Annotated in this window: 18 protein-coding genes; 3 read left to right on the plus strand and 15 right to left on the minus strand. The window is 40.9% G+C overall.

Translation table 11 applies throughout. The annotated features are described in order from the left end of the window. The 6 genes from K0S23_RS14665 to K0S23_RS14690 all read right to left on the minus strand — a co-directional run bounded on the left by K0S23_RS14665 (nt 1) and on the right by K0S23_RS14690 (nt 5,526). A complete protein-coding gene (locus K0S23_RS14665) occupies nt 1-912 on the minus strand; it encodes an SDR family oxidoreductase (RefSeq protein ID WP_300358871.1) in 912 nt (303 codons plus the stop codon). A gap of 12 nt (nt 913-924) precedes the next feature. Further along, on the minus strand, nt 925-1,164 hold the full coding sequence (locus tag K0S23_RS14670; RefSeq protein ID WP_300358874.1) for a PspC domain-containing protein: 240 nt from the start codon (nt 1,162-1,164) through the stop codon (nt 925-927). Nucleotides 1,165-1,356: 192 nt separating this feature from the next. Further along, on the minus strand, nt 1,357-2,625 hold the full coding sequence (locus K0S23_RS14675; RefSeq protein WP_300358876.1) for a DUF2851 family protein: 1,269 nt from the start codon (nt 2,623-2,625) through the stop codon (nt 1,357-1,359). 104 nt (nt 2,626-2,729) lie between these two features. Further along, entirely contained in the window at nt 2,730-3,794 is a 1,065-nt protein-coding gene (mtnA, locus tag K0S23_RS14680; protein ID WP_300358878.1) for an S-methyl-5-thioribose-1-phosphate isomerase, read from the minus strand. Nucleotides 3,795-4,226: 432 nt separating this feature from the next. Then, complete coding sequence (mtnC, locus tag K0S23_RS14685; protein ID WP_300358880.1) at nt 4,227-4,922, minus strand: acireductone synthase; 696 nt, start codon at nt 4,920-4,922, stop codon at nt 4,227-4,229. Between the two features lie 64 nt (nt 4,923-4,986). After that, on the minus strand, nt 4,987-5,526 hold the full coding sequence (locus K0S23_RS14690; protein WP_300358883.1) for a cupin domain-containing protein: 540 nt from the start codon (nt 5,524-5,526) through the stop codon (nt 4,987-4,989). 388 nt (nt 5,527-5,914) lie between these two features. Between K0S23_RS14690 and K0S23_RS14695 the strand changes: the two genes are divergently transcribed. The 3 genes from K0S23_RS14695 to K0S23_RS14705 all read left to right on the plus strand — a co-directional run bounded on the left by K0S23_RS14695 (nt 5,915) and on the right by K0S23_RS14705 (nt 8,531). Then, complete coding sequence (locus tag K0S23_RS14695) at nt 5,915-6,934, plus strand: BamA/TamA family outer membrane protein (protein ID WP_300358885.1); 1,020 nt, start codon at nt 5,915-5,917, stop codon at nt 6,932-6,934. Nucleotides 6,935-7,070: 136 nt separating this feature from the next. Further along, a complete protein-coding gene (locus tag K0S23_RS14700; RefSeq protein WP_300358887.1) occupies nt 7,071-7,910 on the plus strand; it encodes an OmpA family protein in 840 nt (279 codons plus the stop codon). A gap of 78 nt (nt 7,911-7,988) precedes the next feature. After that, the gene (locus K0S23_RS14705) at nt 7,989-8,531 is read left to right on the plus strand and encodes a hypothetical protein (RefSeq protein ID WP_300358889.1); all 543 of its coding nucleotides are present in this window, start codon (nt 7,989-7,991) and stop codon (nt 8,529-8,531) included. 133 nt (nt 8,532-8,664) lie between these two features. Here K0S23_RS14705 and K0S23_RS14710 read toward each other — a convergent pair whose 3' ends face one another. The 9 genes from K0S23_RS14710 to K0S23_RS14750 all read right to left on the minus strand — a co-directional run bounded on the left by K0S23_RS14710 (nt 8,665) and on the right by K0S23_RS14750 (nt 18,449). Continuing rightward, nucleotides 8,665-8,958: a hypothetical protein gene (locus K0S23_RS14710; RefSeq protein WP_300358891.1), complete on the minus strand. Its 294-nt coding sequence runs from the start codon at nt 8,956-8,958 to the stop codon at nt 8,665-8,667. 20 nt (nt 8,959-8,978) lie between these two features. After that, nucleotides 8,979-10,169, minus strand: a complete 1,191-nt coding sequence (locus K0S23_RS14715; RefSeq protein ID WP_300358893.1) for a YCF48-related protein — start codon at nt 10,167-10,169, stop codon at nt 8,979-8,981. Between the two features lie 62 nt (nt 10,170-10,231). Beyond that, nucleotides 10,232-10,834, minus strand: coding sequence for a methylthioribulose 1-phosphate dehydratase (mtnB, locus tag K0S23_RS14720; protein ID WP_300358896.1), 603 nt, complete (start codon nt 10,832-10,834; stop codon nt 10,232-10,234). Between the two features lies 1 nt (nt 10,835). Next, nucleotides 10,836-11,729 (minus strand): sterol desaturase family protein, encoded by an 894-nt coding sequence (locus tag K0S23_RS14725; RefSeq protein WP_300358899.1) that lies wholly within the window; start codon nt 11,727-11,729, stop codon nt 10,836-10,838. Nucleotides 11,730-11,742: 13 nt separating this feature from the next. Continuing rightward, the gene (gene pyrF / locus K0S23_RS14730) at nt 11,743-12,561 is read right to left on the minus strand and encodes an orotidine-5'-phosphate decarboxylase (RefSeq protein WP_300358901.1); all 819 of its coding nucleotides are present in this window, start codon (nt 12,559-12,561) and stop codon (nt 11,743-11,745) included. Nucleotides 12,562-12,616: 55 nt separating this feature from the next. Beyond that, nucleotides 12,617-13,396, minus strand: coding sequence for a DUF4249 domain-containing protein (locus K0S23_RS14735; protein WP_300358904.1), 780 nt, complete (start codon nt 13,394-13,396; stop codon nt 12,617-12,619). Between the two features lie 149 nt (nt 13,397-13,545). After that, nucleotides 13,546-15,867 (minus strand): TonB-dependent receptor, encoded by a 2,322-nt coding sequence (locus K0S23_RS14740; RefSeq protein ID WP_300358906.1) that lies wholly within the window; start codon nt 15,865-15,867, stop codon nt 13,546-13,548. A gap of 147 nt (nt 15,868-16,014) precedes the next feature. Beyond that, nucleotides 16,015-17,094: a peptide chain release factor 1 gene (prfA, locus tag K0S23_RS14745; RefSeq protein ID WP_300358909.1), complete on the minus strand. Its 1,080-nt coding sequence runs from the start codon at nt 17,092-17,094 to the stop codon at nt 16,015-16,017. A gap of 182 nt (nt 17,095-17,276) precedes the next feature. Beyond that, a complete protein-coding gene (locus K0S23_RS14750; RefSeq protein WP_300358911.1) occupies nt 17,277-18,449 on the minus strand; it encodes an AIR synthase related protein in 1,173 nt (390 codons plus the stop codon). Nucleotides 18,450-18,481: the final 32 nt, after the last annotated feature.

The following is an 18,481-nucleotide window of genomic DNA, read 5'->3' on the forward strand; positions in this document are numbered from 1 at the left end:
TTAGTGGTAGTGAATCAAATCTTTTTGGAGGAGCGGGATGGTTTCCTGAATATCCATCGGATGATAATCCAGTAATTTTTCGGCTTTGGAAAGATCGAATCCGGTTCTCGGTGGTCTTTTTGCAGCCTGGTTCAATGTTTTCGAGGAAATAGTTTCAATCCGCAGGTTTGACAACTTAAGTGCTTTCCCTACTTCTTCAACAATTTGGTTGATCGGTCTTGATACCGGACCGCAGAGATGGAAAATACCGGTTTGATTTCTTTTCACGATCTCCACACATCCATAGGCCAAATCATCTGCCCAGGTCGGTGCGCGAAACTGATCATCCACCAACTTCATTAACTCACCTTTTGGAAGTGCTTCCAAAGCCCAAAGCATCATATTTGACCGGGACAATCCGAAACCGGTTCCATAAACAATGATCGTTCTGGCAATCGACCAGTTTTGATAATTATCCGGATCTTCCAACAGCAAGTTTTCCGCATCAACTTTTGACCGTGCATAAACACTCAATGGATTTACCTGGTCTTCCTCTTTATATGGTCCGTTTTCTCCATCGAATACAAAATCAGTAGAGAGTAATTCAAAATGAGCATTAACTCCTTTTGCAGCATCATAAAGCACCTTAGAGGACACTACATTTACCTGATGACATTCTTCCGGATGCTCTTCACAATAATCGACATTGGTTAAGGCAGCAGTATGAATGATTGCAGTTGGCATTTGATCAACCACCAGTTGTTCAACCTCATCAGTTTGAAGTAAATCCAACCTGAAATAGTTGCTTTCGGGACATTCCGGATTCCTGTTCGGTCCTTTTGAAGTTGCTATAAACGGTATGTTATGCTTTATGCAGCGCTTGACAATTTTTTGTCCCAACAAACCATTCGAGCCGGTGATCAGTATTTTCATGAAGGTAAATTGTTATAATTCCCAGATAGATGCGCGTTTTGGTCGTTTAAACCCAAAATAGTGTTTGTGCTCTAAAATCCAGGCCATGATTAGATATGGAATTAAAGGTGAACCCAACCCGATGCAGGTTGCATAGATAAAACCCAAACGCACTTTATTCGTTTGAATTCCCAGTTTGGCAGCCCACCATGAACACACCCCGAACGAGCGCATCTCAAAGAAAAAAGCTATTTTTTGTAAGGTTCGTTTCATTTTCTTAATTCCTCTTTCAAAATTACGGATTTTTCCGAATATTAAATATGATTCTAAGAGAGTTCCTGCAGCGAAGATTTGACACTAATTGTCGGACAAAATAATGTCTAGGGTTATAACCCTAGAAGGGTAGTCTCAAAAAAAACAGCTATTTTATTGTATGCGCGCACGAACCAAAAGTTCAATTCTCATTTACCTTCTTTTAAGAACCGTATTCCCTATCACACATTCCAGGCAGGCTTTTTTTGAACAAAATTCATTGGTAAGTTCAACCAAACCCTGAGATTCTAATGCATTTATTGGCTTAACACCTATATTTTTCCAGGTAGAAATCTTTTCATTCTTTTCCGGCGGAAGCATTTCCAATAGTTCGAAGGCTTTATTTCGATAAGCATCATCGCTTAAACGATAAGACAGCCACCATAAAAAGGGAACAACACTGTTAATGATAATCGTATTGGCTGTTGCGATACTTAATGTGGAAGCTGCTTTTTTCTCCTTCCCGAAGTCAAAATGTTCCAGCCAATATTCATCTGCCGGTTTCATCAATTTACTTTGCAGCATTACAAGCAATTCTTTTGCCGGCAGATACCAGCTATCCGAATCCCAATTCATTTCGTGAACAAAGGTGGCAAATTGTGCCAAACGCTGGGTCGGAAAACCTCCGGGCCTGCAACCTTTGAATTTCCAGCTGTACACATTCCTGGCTTCCAGCTTAAGCCTGTAACGCTGAAAATCCCATTCTTTTTTTAACTCCTCATGGTAAGGAATAGCCTTTGTTTCTTCCAAAAAACCACCAACTCCGAAAGTAATAGCCATTTTTTGTTTTTGGCTGGCTTTAATAAATTTATCAAAGGGAATCCCTATTGCCAATTCCTGAAAAGGCAGTTGATTGGTTTTCATTCCAAACGCTTTCGAAATGGTATGAAACAACACTTCTTTAAAAGACATACGGTGGCTTTGATACAGATTTTCAAGTTCCATCGTTTTCCGCTCCAGTCGCTGAAAAAGTGCCCGTTCAACCTGGTTTAAAACAATTACTTCGGGAATTTCATTCAAAAAAGATGCACACAAAACAGTGCTGGATCCTTTATAATAGGTATTGAACCAATCGAAATGATTCCAATCTATGAGTTGTTTAAGTTCAACGGTTGGAAGGGGAATCCCTTCTACAAAAATCAGATCATCGTGCTCATAAACCACATGAAGAATCACATTGGAATATGCTTTATCGAATTGGTGGCCATGCAGGTTCCAATCGGAGGATTTGACATGCATTTCGATGTTTCCCGAATGGGTGATTTGATCAATTGCAATTTTCCCATTGAAAAAATCGGGACCCGAATCCAAATTGTGAATTCCAACATGAAGAATTTCAACCTTTTTACCGTCAACGGTGTGTAGATTGGTTAATGGAAGCCGTTTATTCTTCCATAGAAAATGCAGGTAATTTTCGTTCATATTTCATCATTTTCCTATTTAATTTAAGAAAAAAGATGATTTGAAACAAGAGCAAAATCAAGAAATACTATCCCGATAATTATCAGGATAATATTGAAATAAAGTTATTTGTATTCTGCAAACAAACCTACCAATCCGGCTTCACTTGCTTCGCAAACTCCGCGCTCTGTGATCAAGGCTGTAACCAAACGGGCCGGAGTCACATCAAACCCGTAATTGCTGGCTTGGGTCGTTTCCGGACAGATCAGCACTTCGTCGAGCTTACCTGAAATTTTACTCTTCCCAACGATGTAACGCACTTCATTTTGGTCCCGCTGTTCGATCGGAATTTCTTTCAGTCCATCGCGAATAGTCATATCCAATGTAGTTGAGGGAAGTGCCACATAAAACGGAATCTGGTTATCATAAGCAGCCAATGCTTTCAGGTAGGTCCCGATCTTATTGGCAACATCTCCTTGTCTTGTAGTGCGGTCTGTTCCAACGATACACATATCCACCATTCCGTGCTGCATTAAATGCCCGCCCTGGTTATCTACGATCAGTGTGTGCGGAACGTTATGTCTCGTCAATTCATAACAAGTCAAATTTGCACCTTGCAAACGCGGACGGGTTTCATCTACCCACACATGCACTTTAATTCCTTTTTGGATGGCCTGATAAATGGGTGAAGTAATTGTTCCCCACTCGATACAGCCTAACATTCCGGCATTGCAATGAGTGAGAATATGAACCGTTTCGCCGTGTTTTCTCTTCGATATTTCTTCTATCAATGGTAAACCATGTACACCGATCATCCGGCAGGTTTCCACGTCATCTTCTACAATTTTAGCAGCTTCTTCCCAGGCGGTCTGAACCAAATCGGAAGCATTGGCCAGCTTTTCTTTCATGCGATCCAAAGCCCAAAACAAATTCACTGCCGTTGGGCGCGAAAGACGTAAATCAGCAAACGCTTCGTTTAAGTCTGCACCTTCCCTTGCCGCTAAATAAATTCCATAAGCAGCAGTTGCACCGATTAAAGGAGCGCCACGAACCACCATATCTTTGATTGCACGTTCTGCATCTTTGTAAGAGATCAGTTTTTCAACTACCCATTCGTGTGGTAATTTGCGTTGGTCAATTACTTCTACATACTTGTCTTCGGTTGTCCAAATGGTTCTGAATGCGCTCATGAGATTCTTTTTCTGCCTGCAAAATTAATCTATTTAAGACAAATTAAAGGATTGCGAGTTCATTTTTTAGTTTTAAGCTTCTTCCGAAATCGGACGTTTTTCTCTTCGTAGATTGGTTCATTTTGAGGGAAGGTATGAAGCTTAGATCAGGCTTTGCAAGGTTCTTCGAGTTTCGAATGCGAAACCTACTTCGTCGTCGACTTCGTAGTTTGAATGTAAAACACTGCTTCCATTGACGCTACGGTCAATGTTTTCAACACTGACGCTTTGGTCAGGGCTTTCAGCACTGAAGTTTCGCAGTGTGAAGGAGACAGTAGCAGACTTTACAGTCGCTACGTCTCAAGGTGGGGTATCTATGCTTAATAGTGGGAGTATCTATACTATACTCATGCTTTATTTATGCTTCATCTTCGAGAATTGGTCTTTCCAAGCTCATTCGAAAGTGATCTCATCAAAAGTTGTGGCAAATTGTTTCCAGGAAGGTTTCATTCCTTCTCTTGCCAGTTGAATTGTTTGAAATCCGTTTGAATCGGCAGCTTCCAGTTCTTCAACAATGTCACTAAGAAATAGTATTTCCGTTGCTTCCAAACTAAGTGCTTTGGCAATTTTAGCATAAGTTTCCCCATCCCTTTTTCCACCCGTATTCGTATCGAAATAAGCGGAAAATAACGGGGTTAAATCTCCTGAAATGCTATACCCAAAGATCAGTTTTTGTGCTGAAACAGAACCTGAAGAGAATACACCCAGCTCAATACCCTGTTCTTTCCACTTCTTTAAATTTGCTGCAACTTCCGGATAAACATGTCCTTTTAGTACACCGTCGCGATACCCTTTCTCCCAAAGAACTCCCTGCAGGGTTTTAAGCGGAGTAATTTTACGGTCTTCCACACTCCATTCGTACAATTTATCGATAATCTCCTGTTCGGTGGAAATCAGTTCTCCGTCTTCAGATTGCGCCAATTGGATCGTCTGTTCGAAAGCGTCCTTTACAATCGCATTATCGGTCATTTCAGTTAAATCCAGGATATTATTCCGGAAATAGGGAAACAATTTTTCAGCAACAAATGAAATAGAGGAAGTGGTTCCTTCAATATCAGTGAGAATGAATTTGGGTTTTTTGACTGTCATTTTATACAATATTTGATTCCGGATGTAATATTGTGAAATTACACCCGTACCTGAAATCCGTTTTTTATTTAGAAAGCCGGAAATCAGCAAAACGCTCCTCGACTTTCGAATGAGTGTATTCAGGAACCCAGCCGCTCATATCGATGAAAATGCGGATTGCCTTCACAAACGGATTGGTTTCACCGGCATCAAACCAGTGTTTTGTTCCAGCAGGAACCGAAATCAAATCTCCCTGTTCACACAGTAAATTGAAAACAGGTTCTTTTTCCAGGTTAAACCAAAACAATCCTTTTCCATCCACAAAAAAGCGGATTTCATCTTCGGAATGCGTATGTTCCGCCAAAAATTTGGCACGAATAGCTTCGTAATTTTCTGTCAATTTATTGATCGTGATCACGTCGGCTGTTTGGTAACCGCCTGCTTCCATGAATGGAGTCAAACTTGATTCGTAAGCTTTGAGAATCTCTTCCTGACCGGCACTGTCTTCGAATACAACATCTGCCTGCCATTGATCAAAAAAGATCCCACGAGCATTCATAAACTCACGGATCTTTTGCGGGTTACGCTCCGTGATATTCAAATCCGGAATAGATAATACTGCCATTTCACAAAATTAACGATTTACAAATTGCGGATTGCGAATTCAAGCCTAAAAATGAAGGGAACTCTCCTATAAAGCAACGAATCCTTAACCTGAGAGTTTAGTGAACCCGGATATACCAGCATAAAAATAGAATTGCTTTTTTTGTGAAAATCCGGAACAGATATGTATTAACTTCGCAGGAGTAAAACAGGAATTGCATTCAGAACGACAATTACGATGCTTTTCACGCGATCCGATAACTAATTTTTTTCAAAAATAAAAGGTGTTCATTCATTTCAGACTTTCTTTCCTTTTAATATTACTTGCAATTACCTGCAGCTTTCAAAGCTATTCACAAAAAAAGCAATCCTTTCCGGTTCGTTATTTCAAGCGTATCTTTTTCGATACAATGCCCAAAGAAAGAGCTCAGTTTCTGGCATATCCAACTATCGCATATTCCCCTGAGACAAGTTTGGAACTGGGCTTAAGTGCGTTATATGTCCGTTATGCAAAGGGAGATACGAACAACCGCTTGAGTGAAATAAACGGATTTGCTTTTTATACGTTTCAAAATCAATTCGGAGGAATTATTGAACATGCACTTTATACGGATAAAAACACCTGGTTCTTTTTGGGCAAATTAAAATTCCAAAGCTTTCCTCTAACCTTTTACGGAATAGGTGCTTCCGCTCCGAATATCAAACTTTCCAAAGTAGAGGCGTTTCAATTTCAACTGAAGGAACGAGCCCTGCATAAGCTACACGGTAATTTCTACGCAGGACTCGAATTTGACCTGCAGCATTTGGGAAGGGTTCAGTTCAATGATTATGATACTTCAAATTATTATGAAAAACCACTCGGACACGAAGGCTCCACCAATCTGGGAATCGGCATGGGACTCCTATACGACAACCGACACAATGTATTGAACGTCCGGCACGGATTTTTCTCAGAACTTGCTTTTTTATACTATGGCCCTCAATTTGGAGGAAAGTATGAATTTTCATCCATTTTCACAGATATTCGCTGGTTTCATCCCATCCGCAAACGAAATGTATTGGCTTTACATGCCGTAGGACAATTCAGTTTTGGAAATCCTCCTTTCAATCAGTTAGCTTTGTTGGGCGGCGAAAGCATTATGCGGGGTTACTATTTGGGGCGTTTTCGCGATCGAAATTTAATAGCTGCACAGGCAGAATACCGCATGCTTCCATTCAGTTTTGCCAAACGTTGGGGAGCTTCTGTTTTCGCCGGAACAGGTTTTGTATACAATACTTTTTCTTCTGTTGAATCCAATCACCTGCTCGTGGCCGCAGGAGCCGGATTGCGCTTTTTATTATTCCGCAAAAAGGATGTGTGGGTGCGGCTTGACGTTGCTTTTACCAAAGAAGGACAAGGAGTATACATCTTCATTGGAGAGGCGTTTTAGGCTACTGATCAAGCGCGAATGCATTTACTCACAATTTATTCTAAACTATCCTAAAAAAATCTAATAATTTCTTAACTCTTTTCAGAATTTCATTACTTTGATTTTATACAAAAAGTTAAATTTAATACAAAGAGTTATGAAAGTATTCAACAAATCGATTCTGATGGGCATTTTCGCCGTTGGAATGCTGGCAGTGTCCTCTTGTAAACCAATTTACACATGTGGTGACCCTATTCCTGAGAAAAAGAAAGGCGGAAAACGACTTCAGTTAGTTGTGGCGGAACGCGATTCCTTATGTACTACTCTTGCCGATCAACAAGCGGTGAATGAGCGACTAACAGCTGACAACAAAAATCTTCAGAGAAAGCTTTCCGGACAGGAAAACATCAATGAAAACCAGTCAGCACAATTAAGTCAGAAAGACAAAGATCTTCAGAATAAAGAGCGAATGCTTCGCGAAATGCAGGCCATTATTGCACGCCAGAATGAAATGACAAATAAGTTGAATCAAACTTTACGTGATGCACTGGTAGGGTTTAACTCGGATGAACTTACCCTGGAAATTCGCGATGGCAAAGTGTATGTTTCCATGTCTGATAAACTGCTGTTTAAATCAGGGTCAACTGCAGTGGAGCCAAAAGGAGTTGAAGCATTGAAAGTACTTGCCGACGTATTGAACAAAAACCCGGATATCCAGATTCTTGTGGAGGGTCACACGGACAACGTGCCGATCAAAACTGCAGTCTTCAAAGACAATTGGGATTTGAGTGTTGGTCGGGCGACTGTTATCACACGGATGCTGAATGAGAAATATGGTGTTGCAGCAACACGTATGACAGCTTCAGGTCGTGGTGAATACTACCCAAAAGCAACCAATGAAACACCAGAAGGGAAAGCAAAAAACCGTAGAACGGAGATCATTCTTTCACCGAAACTGGATGAGATTATGAATTTGTTGAATAATTCGGGACAATAAAATCCCGCAATATTATAAAAGCGTATCTGCCAGTTGCAGATGCGCTTTTACCATTTAACTTTCACAACCGCCGAAAATATGAAGACAATAACTTTATCTATTTGTTTTATTTGGTCATTAACCGGGTTTACACAGACCAACACTTTATCAAAAGCCCCATTCACCGATTCGACATTTGCAATTCTTGAGATCGATACAACAAACAATTGTTCTGCCAAGCTAAATGGCTATTTACAAGGTGAGTTCGACAAGGATGATCTTTCGCTTATTGACAGTTTGTTGAGACCTTTTATTGCTGAACGAACCAATGGTGGGTACCCTTTCCGCTGTGGCCGGGAAATCCATGATTACCTTTACTATTATCAATTTATTGCGATTAAAAATAACAAGGGGGAAAAGATAATCTGGGTAAATGCTTTTTGTCCTTCCTTTTTAAAAACCACAACTACACTGAGCAAACATGAAAAAAGACAGTTGAAAAAGGAACAAAAACAAGTATCTCAGGAACCTGACTGGCATAAACAGATCATTTGCGCGTACGATGGCTGTGGATGTTTTTGGGAATTAAAAATAAATCTAGCCAACAAGTCTATTTTTGACATCCAGGTAAGCGGACTATAATTTTCCTGTATTTCTGACTCCTTTACGATAGCTGTTGTTACCATGAAAAGGAATATCTTTGATACTATCAAATGATACTATCGTCTTGAAATAATTCGACTGATACATGCACATTATCCGACGAAACAGATTTCTACTCCTTCTTCTTGCGCCAGAAAAAATTCACCAGTAAAGAGATTGCGCTTATAAACAATAAGCCGGCAGAAAGTTGAAAACCTCTTTCATAATCGGGGATTTTACTCACGTGAAGAGTTCCTTCATCGAGGGGAAAACCATAGAAAAAATAAAAGATGCCGCCCCAGAAAATACTGCAAATGGAAATCAAATAGAAAAATCCTTTTCCGGATCTTAATTTTACAACAAGCGTGATCAATTGAAGCAGGATCAGCAAACAACTAAAAATGAGAATGAAGTTGTTCCAATTCATGGTTTCACCGGTTAAAATTCTTACTCTTTTACCAATTTACGCATAAAAGTCGATACTTCAGACCGGAAGAGAACATAATAAATTCCGGATGGAGAATGAGTCAAATCGATCGTTCCTGAATGATAACTACCTGCAATTGGTGTGCCTTGGGCAGAAAATACTTCAACCGAAAATTCGTCATCCAATGCAGAAGAAACTTTAAAAACCCCATTACCCGGATTTGGACTGATCTGAATATTCGAATTAGTTGCAACTTCTTCTAATCCTGCGGTATTAGTTGCCAAACGCAAAATGGTTCCGTCCAGTCCACAGGTATACCCGATCCCGTTACCCGGAAAACTGGCACCCAGCTGACGCGAAGAAGTAGAAACAATAGGCACCCATGAAGATCCCTGGTTGGTTGTTTTCAAAATAGCACTTGTATTTCCACTTACGCTTCCACCAATAGCATATCCAACAGAATGATCCGGAAAGAAACCCAATGCATTTAAAAAAGGACCGGAAAAATTATCGGAAGTCCACATAGACCCAGCATTTGTTGTCCGCAATATGATCGATTCACTGGAAGCGCTGAGACCACCTGTAATTATACCGGTATTCCCATTCATGAAATAAATATCTGTCAACGAATGTGTATTGGTGCCGCTGGCCTGAAAATTCCAGGCCTGTCCTCCATTCACAGTTTTCAGGATCGTTCCTCCGTCACCTACCGCATAACCAATGTATTCTGAAACAAAACAGATTTTATTCAGTTTGAATGAAATTCCCGTATTTGTCAGCGTCCATGCATTTCCTGAATTGGTAGAGATCAGAATTGTACCATTCGCGCCGCTTATATAAATATTCAAACCATTGACAAAAATTCCTGTCAAATCGTTACTTGTACCGGAATTAACCAATGACCAGCTCGTTCCCGAATTCGTTGTCTTAATGATCGTGCCTGATTTTCCAACTGCGATATAAGTTGACCCGCTCACAAATGCGATTCCCAACAAATCAACCTGTGTGCCCGAATTAGAGGTTGTCCAGTTTAGACCCGAATCAACTGTTTTACGGATTACACCCAGGTTTCCCACAACAATTCCAGTGGATGAACTTGAAAAACAAATGGCATTCAATTGAGTCGAAACGCCACTGTTCTGAGGTAAAAAGGATTGTCCTATTGATGATAATCCGGTAAGAAATACAGCTAGTGTCAAAAATAATTTCATAAATTCTAATTTATTTGGTTCTGGTACGGAAGCGGTACCCCATTGATTGGGGATAGAAAAAATTAATGCGAAAACTTCCAGTCAACTTCAAACAGGTATTCTGCAGTTTCCAGGTGACGTTTTGCTTCGAACAGGTTTCTCCCCCAGGCATAGGTTCCATGCTGACGCATAATGAAGGCCGGAACCGTCAGACGATTTTTGTCTCGGGTTAAAACTTCTGCAAAAGCGGGCATATCCTGGGTATTATCGAAAACAGGAACCTGAACCGTCGTATCATGTGTACAAATCCCTTCAAATCCTTTCAGTACTTCATAACCACTCAGCTCTACCGAAGTTTGATTTTTCATGGATTGTAAAACCGAATACACGGAGTGACTATGCACAATACACATCATTTCCGGAAATAATTCGTACAATTTACAATGGATCAGCGTTTCCGCAGAAGAACGGATTCCCGCATAGGCCGGAAGTGCCAAGCCCTTGAGATCGACTTCCATAAAGTCATCTGATGAGAAAAGCGACTTATCAATTCCGGATTTGGAAATAACAATCACATTTGGATTTGATGCCAGTCTGAAAGAATAGTTTGTGGAAGTGGCCGGCGACCACCCTTTTTGGTGATACGCACGAATAATATCCGCCAATTCTCTTTTCATTTCTTCCATACTATTTATTTTGTGCCTGTTTGATGTGATCACGCAGTTCTTTCGAAGTCATCGTACTTCCATCCGGACTCCATCCGGGCGGTTTTGCAATGTATAACCATTTATTTTTAAACCCTTTTGCTTTTCGAACATCTTTGTAAATTTCCATCCATTCGTGAAAAATTACATTCACCGGATTTTGACTGATCTGCTTTTCATACAAGCCATATTGAATGGGAAGTCCATCGATCTCAGCCTGAAAAGTGCCAAATAATTTGTCCCAGATAATGAGGATCATTCCCATATTTTTATCCAGGTATTCTACATTAGATGCATGGTGAACCCGGTGATGCGACGGAGTAACCAAAACATACTCCAAAACACCCAATCTTCTTACAGCTTTGGTATGAACCAGGATTCCGTAAGTTTGGGTGACTGAGTACATAATGAAAATATCAAATGGCTCGAAACCCAAAAACACCAGGGGAATGAACCAGATAAAACGGTAAACCGGCTGGAACACCGATGAACGGAAACCCGTTGTGAAATTGAATCGCTCGGAAGAATGGTGAGTTACGTGGATCGCCCAAAAGAATCGTACCATATGATCGATCCGGTGAATCCAGTAGAAGATAAAATCCTCGGCAAAAAACAGCAACAACCAATAATACCAGGAATTCGGTTCCCAGCTTATAAGTCTGTAATGAAAGAAAGAAAGGAGAACAAACAGGGTAATTCCACGCATTAGCACATCAATTCCCATATTTGCAATCATCAAATACAGATTTTGAATCGTATCACCAACCGTGTACAATTTTCTATTATGCCAATTACTCAGAATAATTTCACCCAGGATTAACAGCACATAGATAGGAGTGCTGATAAAAATGATGAGTTTTTCTACGTAATCAACCATATCAATTCCGTTTTTAGAAATTCTTCGCAGTCAAAATTTGGGCCATTTCCTGTTGCAGCTTTTGGGCTTCTTTCCTGGCTTCGCTTGCAAAATCAAGTGTACTTGCAGCATAAATAATCGATCTGGAAGCATTTACCAACAAACCGCAGTCCTTGTTCCAGCCATATTTGGCAACGTCTTCCAGACTTCCACCCTGAGCACCAACGCCAGGAACCAGGAAAAAATGGTTGGGAACAATTTTCCGAACTTCAGCAATACCTTCAGCCCTTGTTGCTCCCACAACATACATCAGGTTATTTTCAGACCCCCATTTGGAACTCTTTTTCAATACTTTCTTATAAAGCTCTTCGCCGGAGGAGTCTGTTGTGAATTGAAAATCCAAAGCTCCCTTATTCGAGGTAAGGGCCAGCAGGATTACCCACTTATTTTCAAATTCCTGGAAAGGCGTTACAGAATCCTCACCCATATACGGAGCAACCGTCACGGCATCGCAGTTCAGATACTCGAAGAATGTTTTGGCGTAATAAGTAGATGTATTTCCGATATCTCCGCGTTTTGCATCAGCGATAGTCATGCAGTGAGAAGGAATATAATCAATTGTTTTCTTTAAGGATTCCCATCCTTTCGGTCCCAGTGCTTCGTAAAATGCCACATTCGGTTTATACGCAACACACAAATCCTTCGTAGCATCAATAATTGCTTTATTGAACTCAAAAACAGGATCTTCTGTCTGCAGCAAATGAGCAGGAATCTTATCCAGATCGGTGTCTAAACCAACGCATAAAAACGATTTCTTTTCGCGAATTTGCCGAATCAATTCCTCTCTTGTCATCAATCTGTTTTAAGCGCGCAAAGATAAGTAAATAGAACGAAAAACAAATTAAGAACTACTGTCCAACGATAATTGTTCTCGAATGAACTGTTCTTGCGGAGAAATACCCCAAACAACCCCCGTTCAGATTTGAAATTGGATTGGCAGGAGTAGCACTGCTGGAGGAATTGACCCCTAACTGGTTGAAATAAGTATAAATCGGTTTATCAATGCAAAACAAGTCTACACGAACGGTATCTCCCAGCAACAAATCGGAAATAAATAAGGGTTCAACCGTAAGATTTCCATCCGTAAACTGATCGTTTTGAAGATAAACACTCTTATCGCGGGTGCCATTTATATAAACGTGAAACTGGTAATAGTTTGACACTCCCTGCTGGTCAAAATGAGCCGGAACCACTGAAATCAACGTATCCGCACCAAAAGGATAAAATTCAGCATACAAAGTATCCAGCTGCTGATAGGCAGGCATTGCGCTGCTTCCGGAATAGGTCGTTCCTTCCACAACCGCAGTCAGCGTATAGTTTCTTCCTTCAATACCCGGATAGCCTGTCAATTCATACCACCCATTCCCTACAGAAGTGAAGGTAGCAGTATTTCCAAGGTTATCAACTACCGTTACAACAGCATTGTCAACAGCCGGAGGAGCCGTACTTTCATCAAAGTTTTGGGTTTTCGTAATACGAACACGCTGAAGTGTATCGCCTCTGAGGATCGTTCCTTCAATGACCACTTTTTGTTCCGTATCGTTCAAATCAATATCAATCACTTTCTCACAACTTGAGAAACCAAGAAGGAAAACAAAAGAAACCAGGACTATAATTATTAATTTCATCTTTATTACATTTTAATTTGTTCAATCCACTTCCGTGGATTCATATCGAAATCAGTGCTTTTATGACCGCGCTAACACTTGTCTTTATCGAAAGCAGTGCTTTTTACGACCGCGCTAACACTTGTCTTTATCGAAAGCAGTGCTTTCTCTTATTTGAATTTAAAATTGTAAGTAATTGCCGGAACTATCTTGAATAAAGTTGTTTGGACTGCTTCGGTTTTGGACGGATCATCTTTATTTTCCCTGAACGTAATGGAATAAGCATTCTCCCGCGCATATGCATTGTAGATAGAGAAATTCCAGCTGCTTTCAAATTTCTTTGTGTTTTTGCGAAGCCAGGTTACACCGATATCCAGACGATGATAGTTCGGCATTCGATAGCCATTTCGCTGGGTATAGATAAAATATGTCTGACCATCAATCTGGTATTTACCGGAAGGGAAAGTCACCGCATTTCCAGTGTAAAAAACAAACAATGCCGAAACAGACCATTTCGGTGTAATATCATAAATTCCGACTACGGACAGATCGTGTGTTCTATCCTGTTTCGCACGGTACCAGTTTCCGTCATTGATTCCATCGATCCTGCGTTCTGTGCGGGAAAGCGTATAACCGACCCAGCCTGTAAACTTCCCGGTTTTTTTCTTCAGCATGATCTCCAAGCCATAAGCACGACCTATTCCTGAAAGTAATTCCCCTTCCAGACGTTCGTTTGCCTGCTCATTTGCACCATTCTTATAATCCAACTGGTTTTGCATCCACTTATAGTAAATTTCCGTGCTCAACTCCAATTTATTGTCCAGGAAATTCTTAAACCAGCCCAAAGCCACCTGGTCTGAAATTTCAGGTTTGATATTCAAACTGGAAGAAAGCCACACATCTGTCGGTGAACCGGAAGTTGAATTCGATACCTGATGGATGTTTTGTGTATTCCGGGCATAGGCAGCTTTGATCGATTGCCCTTTTAAATATTGCCAGCTGAAGGAAAGTCTAGGCTCGACGAAGAAATAAGATTTCAGTAATTTATTCTTTGCATAGGTCTCTGTTGTGGCAACTGTCCCATCCGGATTATAGGTATACATTTCATCACCGCTTGCAAGCGCCATTAAATTGGACCCGCGCAAACCGTAGCTCATCGTAAAGTTTTCGGTAATTGTATAGTCGTTGCTGATGTAAACCGCATTCTCAAACGAGTTGGTTGGTTTCAATCTTTTTGCATTGATCCCCGAAGCTTCATTTGCATCAATTTGTCCGGGGGTAATTCCGTGGTTAATCACATTCAACCCGATCTTAACTTTGTTCCTGTTATTCGGGAACCACTGAAACTCTTGTTTCAAATTGAAGTCCTGGATTTGTGAGGTGATATCAAACTTCACGTCGCCGCCCGAAATTGAAATTTTATAATCGTATTTACTGTAAATAAAGGAGGTGTTGGAAAACCATTTCTCGTCGATAATGTGATTCCATCGAAGGGTTCCTGTTGTATTTCCCCAATTGATTCCGAAAACATCACCCAAACCTAATTTGTCCCTTCCAAAGTACCCGGACAGGAACAAACGGTCTTTTTTACCAATGCGGTAATTGACCTTTGCATTCAAATCATAGAAGAACAATTTATTGTCTTTAAACCGGTCGGATAATTTCAGGAAAAGATCTGCATAGGTTCTTCTTCCTGAAACCAGGAATGAAGCTTTATCTTTTGCAATAGGACCTTCGATAATTAATTTGGAAGATATCAACCCGATTCCTCCTCCAACATTATAGCGCTTCTGATTTCCATCGTTCATTTTGATGTCCAGAACCGAAGCAAGCCTGCCTCCGTAATTTGAAGGCTGATTACCCTTATAAAGCATGGCATCTTTAATCGCATCCGAATTAAAGGTAGAGAAAAACCCAAGCAGGTGACTCGCATTGTAGACAGGAGCTTCGTCCAATAAGATCAAATTTTGATCTGCACCACCACCCCGCACATAAAATCCGGAACTTCCTTCACCGGCATTTTTCACACCCGGAAGCAATTGCATTGTTTTGATCAAATCCTTCTCACCAAAAATCACCGGGATCTTTGAAATTTCTTTCGGGTCGATCTTCTCAACTCCCATTAAAGGATCCCTTACATTTCCATCTGGTCTGTCTGTGGAAATAACAACTTCTTCCAATTCTTTTTCGTCCTGTTGCGTTTTCAACTGAAAATCCAGAGATTGCGAAACGGACAGATCCAATTCTTTCTCCATCGGGGGATATCCGGTTGCAGAAATCTGGATCGTATATTTTCCGGCCGGAAGGGTTAAAGAGTAGAAACCGTATTCATTGGTAACAGCACCTAATTTTTGGTCTTTTACGCGAACAACGGCACCAATGATCTCTTCTCCTTTCGATTCATCTTTAACAGTTCCGCTAAGGGTTGCATTCCCCTGGCCGAAAGAGATTGCAGTGATTAGAACAAATAAAATGGGTAATCCTAATTTCATATTGCTGAGTTGTGGTGTAAAATTCGCATTTATCTGCTCAATCAGAGAGAAAAAATGGCGAATGGTTGTCATTTTTCGGTTAATGGTATATTATCAAAACAAAAAAGTGATTTTCGCTTTCGCTCAATCACCTTTAATTATCGTTTATTAATTCAGTTCGCCTTTCATTTTTTCAGCATTTTCTGCCATCTTCAGTGCATCAATCATTTCCTGGATATCTCCGTTCATAAATGCACTTAAATTATAGATCGTTTTGTTAATTCGGTGGTCGGTAATTCGGCCCTGGGGATAATTATAGGTCCGGATCTTCGCTGACCGGTCGCCGGTAGAAACCAGGGTTTTGCGATGTGCAGCACGTTCCTGGTGAACGCGATCCAACTCCGCCTGGTACAAGCGGGAACGCAATACGGAAATAGCCTGTGCCAAATTTTTATGTTGGGAGCGGCCATCCTGGCATTCTACTACAACTCCCGTCGGAATATGCGTCAGGCGAATAGCAGATTCTGTTTTATTAATATGCTGCCCACCTGCTCCGGAAGCTCTAAAAGTATCCTTACGCACGTCATTCATGTCCAGCTCGAAATCTACCTCTTCCGCTTCCGGAAGGACAGCTACGGTGATCGCAGAGGTATGTACGCGTCCCTGGGATTCTGTTTCGGGAACCCGCTGCACACGATGCACTCCGGATTCGAATTTCAGCATTCCATAAATTCCGGCTCCGGTGATACTCATGGAGATCTCTTTATACCCTTTTGCAGAACCTTCCGAAGAGTTCACAATCTCATAAGACCAGCCAGCTTCCTTGAAGTACATCGTATACATCCGGAAAATATCTTCCACGAAAATACACGCTTCATCTCCACCGGTTCCTGCTCGCAACTCGATAATCGCATTTTTATCATCTTCGGGGTCCTTCGGAATCAGCAATACTTTGATTTCTTCTTCTATCTCAGGTCGTTTTTGTTCCAGCTCATTGATCTCCATTTTTGCCATTTCGCGCATTTCGGGATCCGTTTCAACGTCAAGCATTTCTTTGGAGCTTTTCAAATTGTCCAGAATATTCTTATACGTTTTATAAGCGGTGTCTACTTCTTCCAAATCTCTATATTCCTTATTCAATTTCACATACCGATCCATATCAGAAATGATATCCGGGTCGGTAATCATTTTACCAACCTCTATAAATCGAAAATGAATTGCTTCCAGTTTGCTCAGTAAATCTTGCATCTGTTTTTCTAATCTTTAATTCTTATTCTCATTCAAAAAAGAGAAATCCTGAGCTTTACGCTCTCCGCTTCTTAGCGGCAAGAATAAAACCATTTGTTTTAAACCGCAAAGAATCAACGCTTACGCACAGCTACAGCGAAGGCGCAAAGGACGCGAAGTCTAGTTCTCTCTGCCATTTATAGCTAACCGTTGTAAACAAATTCTCCTACTTCAGAGCGAACAGTTACCTGTTTTCCTGACATTGTTTCTACCCGGCCTATAATTTGCGCATCAATTCCAAACGACTGACTGATATCAATTATCTGTTGTGCCTCACTTTCAGGCAGGTAAATTTCCATACGGTGTCCCATATTAAAGACCTTGTACATTTCTTTCCAGTCTGTTCCGGATTCCTCCTGTATCATCCTGAACAATGGCGGAATCGGGAATAAATTATCCTTAATAACATGAACGTCATCTACAAAATGAAGGACTTTTGTTTGCGCTCCGCCGGAACAGTGAACCATTCCGTGAATTGACGAACGACATGTATCCAAAATTGCCTTTATAACCGGAGCATATGTTCTTGTAGGAGAAAGCACCAATTTACCTGCATCAAGGGAAACTCCTTCCACCTGGTCGGTCAGATTCTTAGAACCCGAATAAACCAATTCACCTGGAACAGCAGCATCAAAACTTTCAGGATATTTTTCAGCCAATGTTTTATTGAAAACATCGTGTCTTGCAGAAGTCAGTCCGTTAGAACCCATTCCTCCGTTGTATGCGTTCTCGTAGTTAGCCTGTCCGTACGACGCAAGTCCAACGACCACATCTCCACCCTGAATGGTGTGATTCGAAATAACTTCCGAACGTTTCATCCGGCATACAACTGTAGAATCAACGATAATCGTTCGAACCAAATCACCTACATCAGCAGTTTCACCGCCGGTCGAATAAATTCCGATTCCCTGTCCCCGAAGTGTTTCAAGTAATTCCTCGGTTCCGTTAATAATCGCGGCAATGACTTCTCCGGTAATCAGGTTCTTATTCCTTCCGATTGTGGAAGAAAGCAGGATGTTTTCCGTAGCACCAACACATAACAAGTCATCTATATTCATGATCAGTGCATCCTGTGCAATTCCCTTCCAGACAGACACATCTCCAGTTTCCTTCCAGTACATGTATGCCAGCGAAGATTTTGTTCCGGCACCATCGGCGTGCATTACGATACAATAGTCATCGTCACCGGTCAAATAATCGGGAACAATTTTGCAGAATGCTTTTGGGAACAAACCTTTATCGACTTTCTTGATCGCATTGTGAACTTCTTCCTTTCCTGCGGAAACACCTCGTAAGTTGTATCGGATATCTGACATACTAAAAATTGAAAGCGCAAAGTTACAAAATT

The sequence above is a fragment of the Fluviicola sp. genome, assembly GCF_029266855.1.
Lineage (GTDB): Bacteria > Bacteroidota > Bacteroidia > Flavobacteriales_D > Crocinitomicaceae > Fluviicola.

Excerpts from the sequence above, each read along its gene's own strand:
- mtnA (WP_300358878.1), bottom strand. The coding sequence starts at position 3,794 with ATGAGCGCATTCAGAACCATTTGGACAACCGAAGACAAGTATGTAGAA.
- K0S23_RS14700 (WP_300358887.1), top strand. The coding sequence starts at position 7,071 with ATGAAAGTATTCAACAAATCGATTCTGATGGGCATTTTCGCCGTTGGA.
- mtnB (WP_300358896.1), bottom strand. The coding sequence starts at position 10,834 with ATGGAAGAAATGAAAAGAGAATTGGCGGATATTATTCGTGCGTATCAC.
- mtnC (WP_300358880.1), bottom strand. The coding sequence starts at position 4,922 with ATGACAGTCAAAAAACCCAAATTCATTCTCACTGATATTGAAGGAACC.
- K0S23_RS14690 (WP_300358883.1), bottom strand. The coding sequence starts at position 5,526 with ATGGCAGTATTATCTATTCCGGATTTGAATATCACGGAGCGTAACCCG.
- K0S23_RS14670 (WP_300358874.1), bottom strand. The coding sequence starts at position 1,164 with ATGAAACGAACCTTACAAAAAATAGCTTTTTTCTTTGAGATGCGCTCG.
- prfA (WP_300358909.1), bottom strand. The coding sequence starts at position 17,094 with ATGCAAGATTTACTGAGCAAACTGGAAGCAATTCATTTTCGATTTATA.
- K0S23_RS14750 (WP_300358911.1), bottom strand. The coding sequence starts at position 18,449 with ATGTCAGATATCCGATACAACTTACGAGGTGTTTCCGCAGGAAAGGAA.
- K0S23_RS14665 (WP_300358871.1), bottom strand. The coding sequence starts at position 912 with ATGAAAATACTGATCACCGGCTCGAATGGTTTGTTGGGACAAAAAATT.
- K0S23_RS14735 (WP_300358904.1), bottom strand. The coding sequence starts at position 13,396 with ATGAAATTAATAATTATAGTCCTGGTTTCTTTTGTTTTCCTTCTTGGT.
- K0S23_RS14695 (WP_300358885.1), top strand. The coding sequence starts at position 5,915 with ATGCCCAAAGAAAGAGCTCAGTTTCTGGCATATCCAACTATCGCATAT.
- K0S23_RS14705 (WP_300358889.1), top strand. The coding sequence starts at position 7,989 with ATGAAGACAATAACTTTATCTATTTGTTTTATTTGGTCATTAACCGGG.
- K0S23_RS14740 (WP_300358906.1), bottom strand. The coding sequence starts at position 15,867 with ATGAAATTAGGATTACCCATTTTATTTGTTCTAATCACTGCAATCTCT.
- pyrF (WP_300358901.1), bottom strand. The coding sequence starts at position 12,561 with ATGACAAGAGAGGAATTGATTCGGCAAATTCGCGAAAAGAAATCGTTT.
- K0S23_RS14725 (WP_300358899.1), bottom strand. The coding sequence starts at position 11,729 with ATGGTTGATTACGTAGAAAAACTCATCATTTTTATCAGCACTCCTATC.
- K0S23_RS14675 (WP_300358876.1), bottom strand. The coding sequence starts at position 2,625 with ATGAACGAAAATTACCTGCATTTTCTATGGAAGAATAAACGGCTTCCA.
- K0S23_RS14715 (WP_300358893.1), bottom strand. The coding sequence starts at position 10,169 with ATGAAATTATTTTTGACACTAGCTGTATTTCTTACCGGATTATCATCA.
- K0S23_RS14710 (WP_300358891.1), bottom strand. The coding sequence starts at position 8,958 with ATGAATTGGAACAACTTCATTCTCATTTTTAGTTGTTTGCTGATCCTG.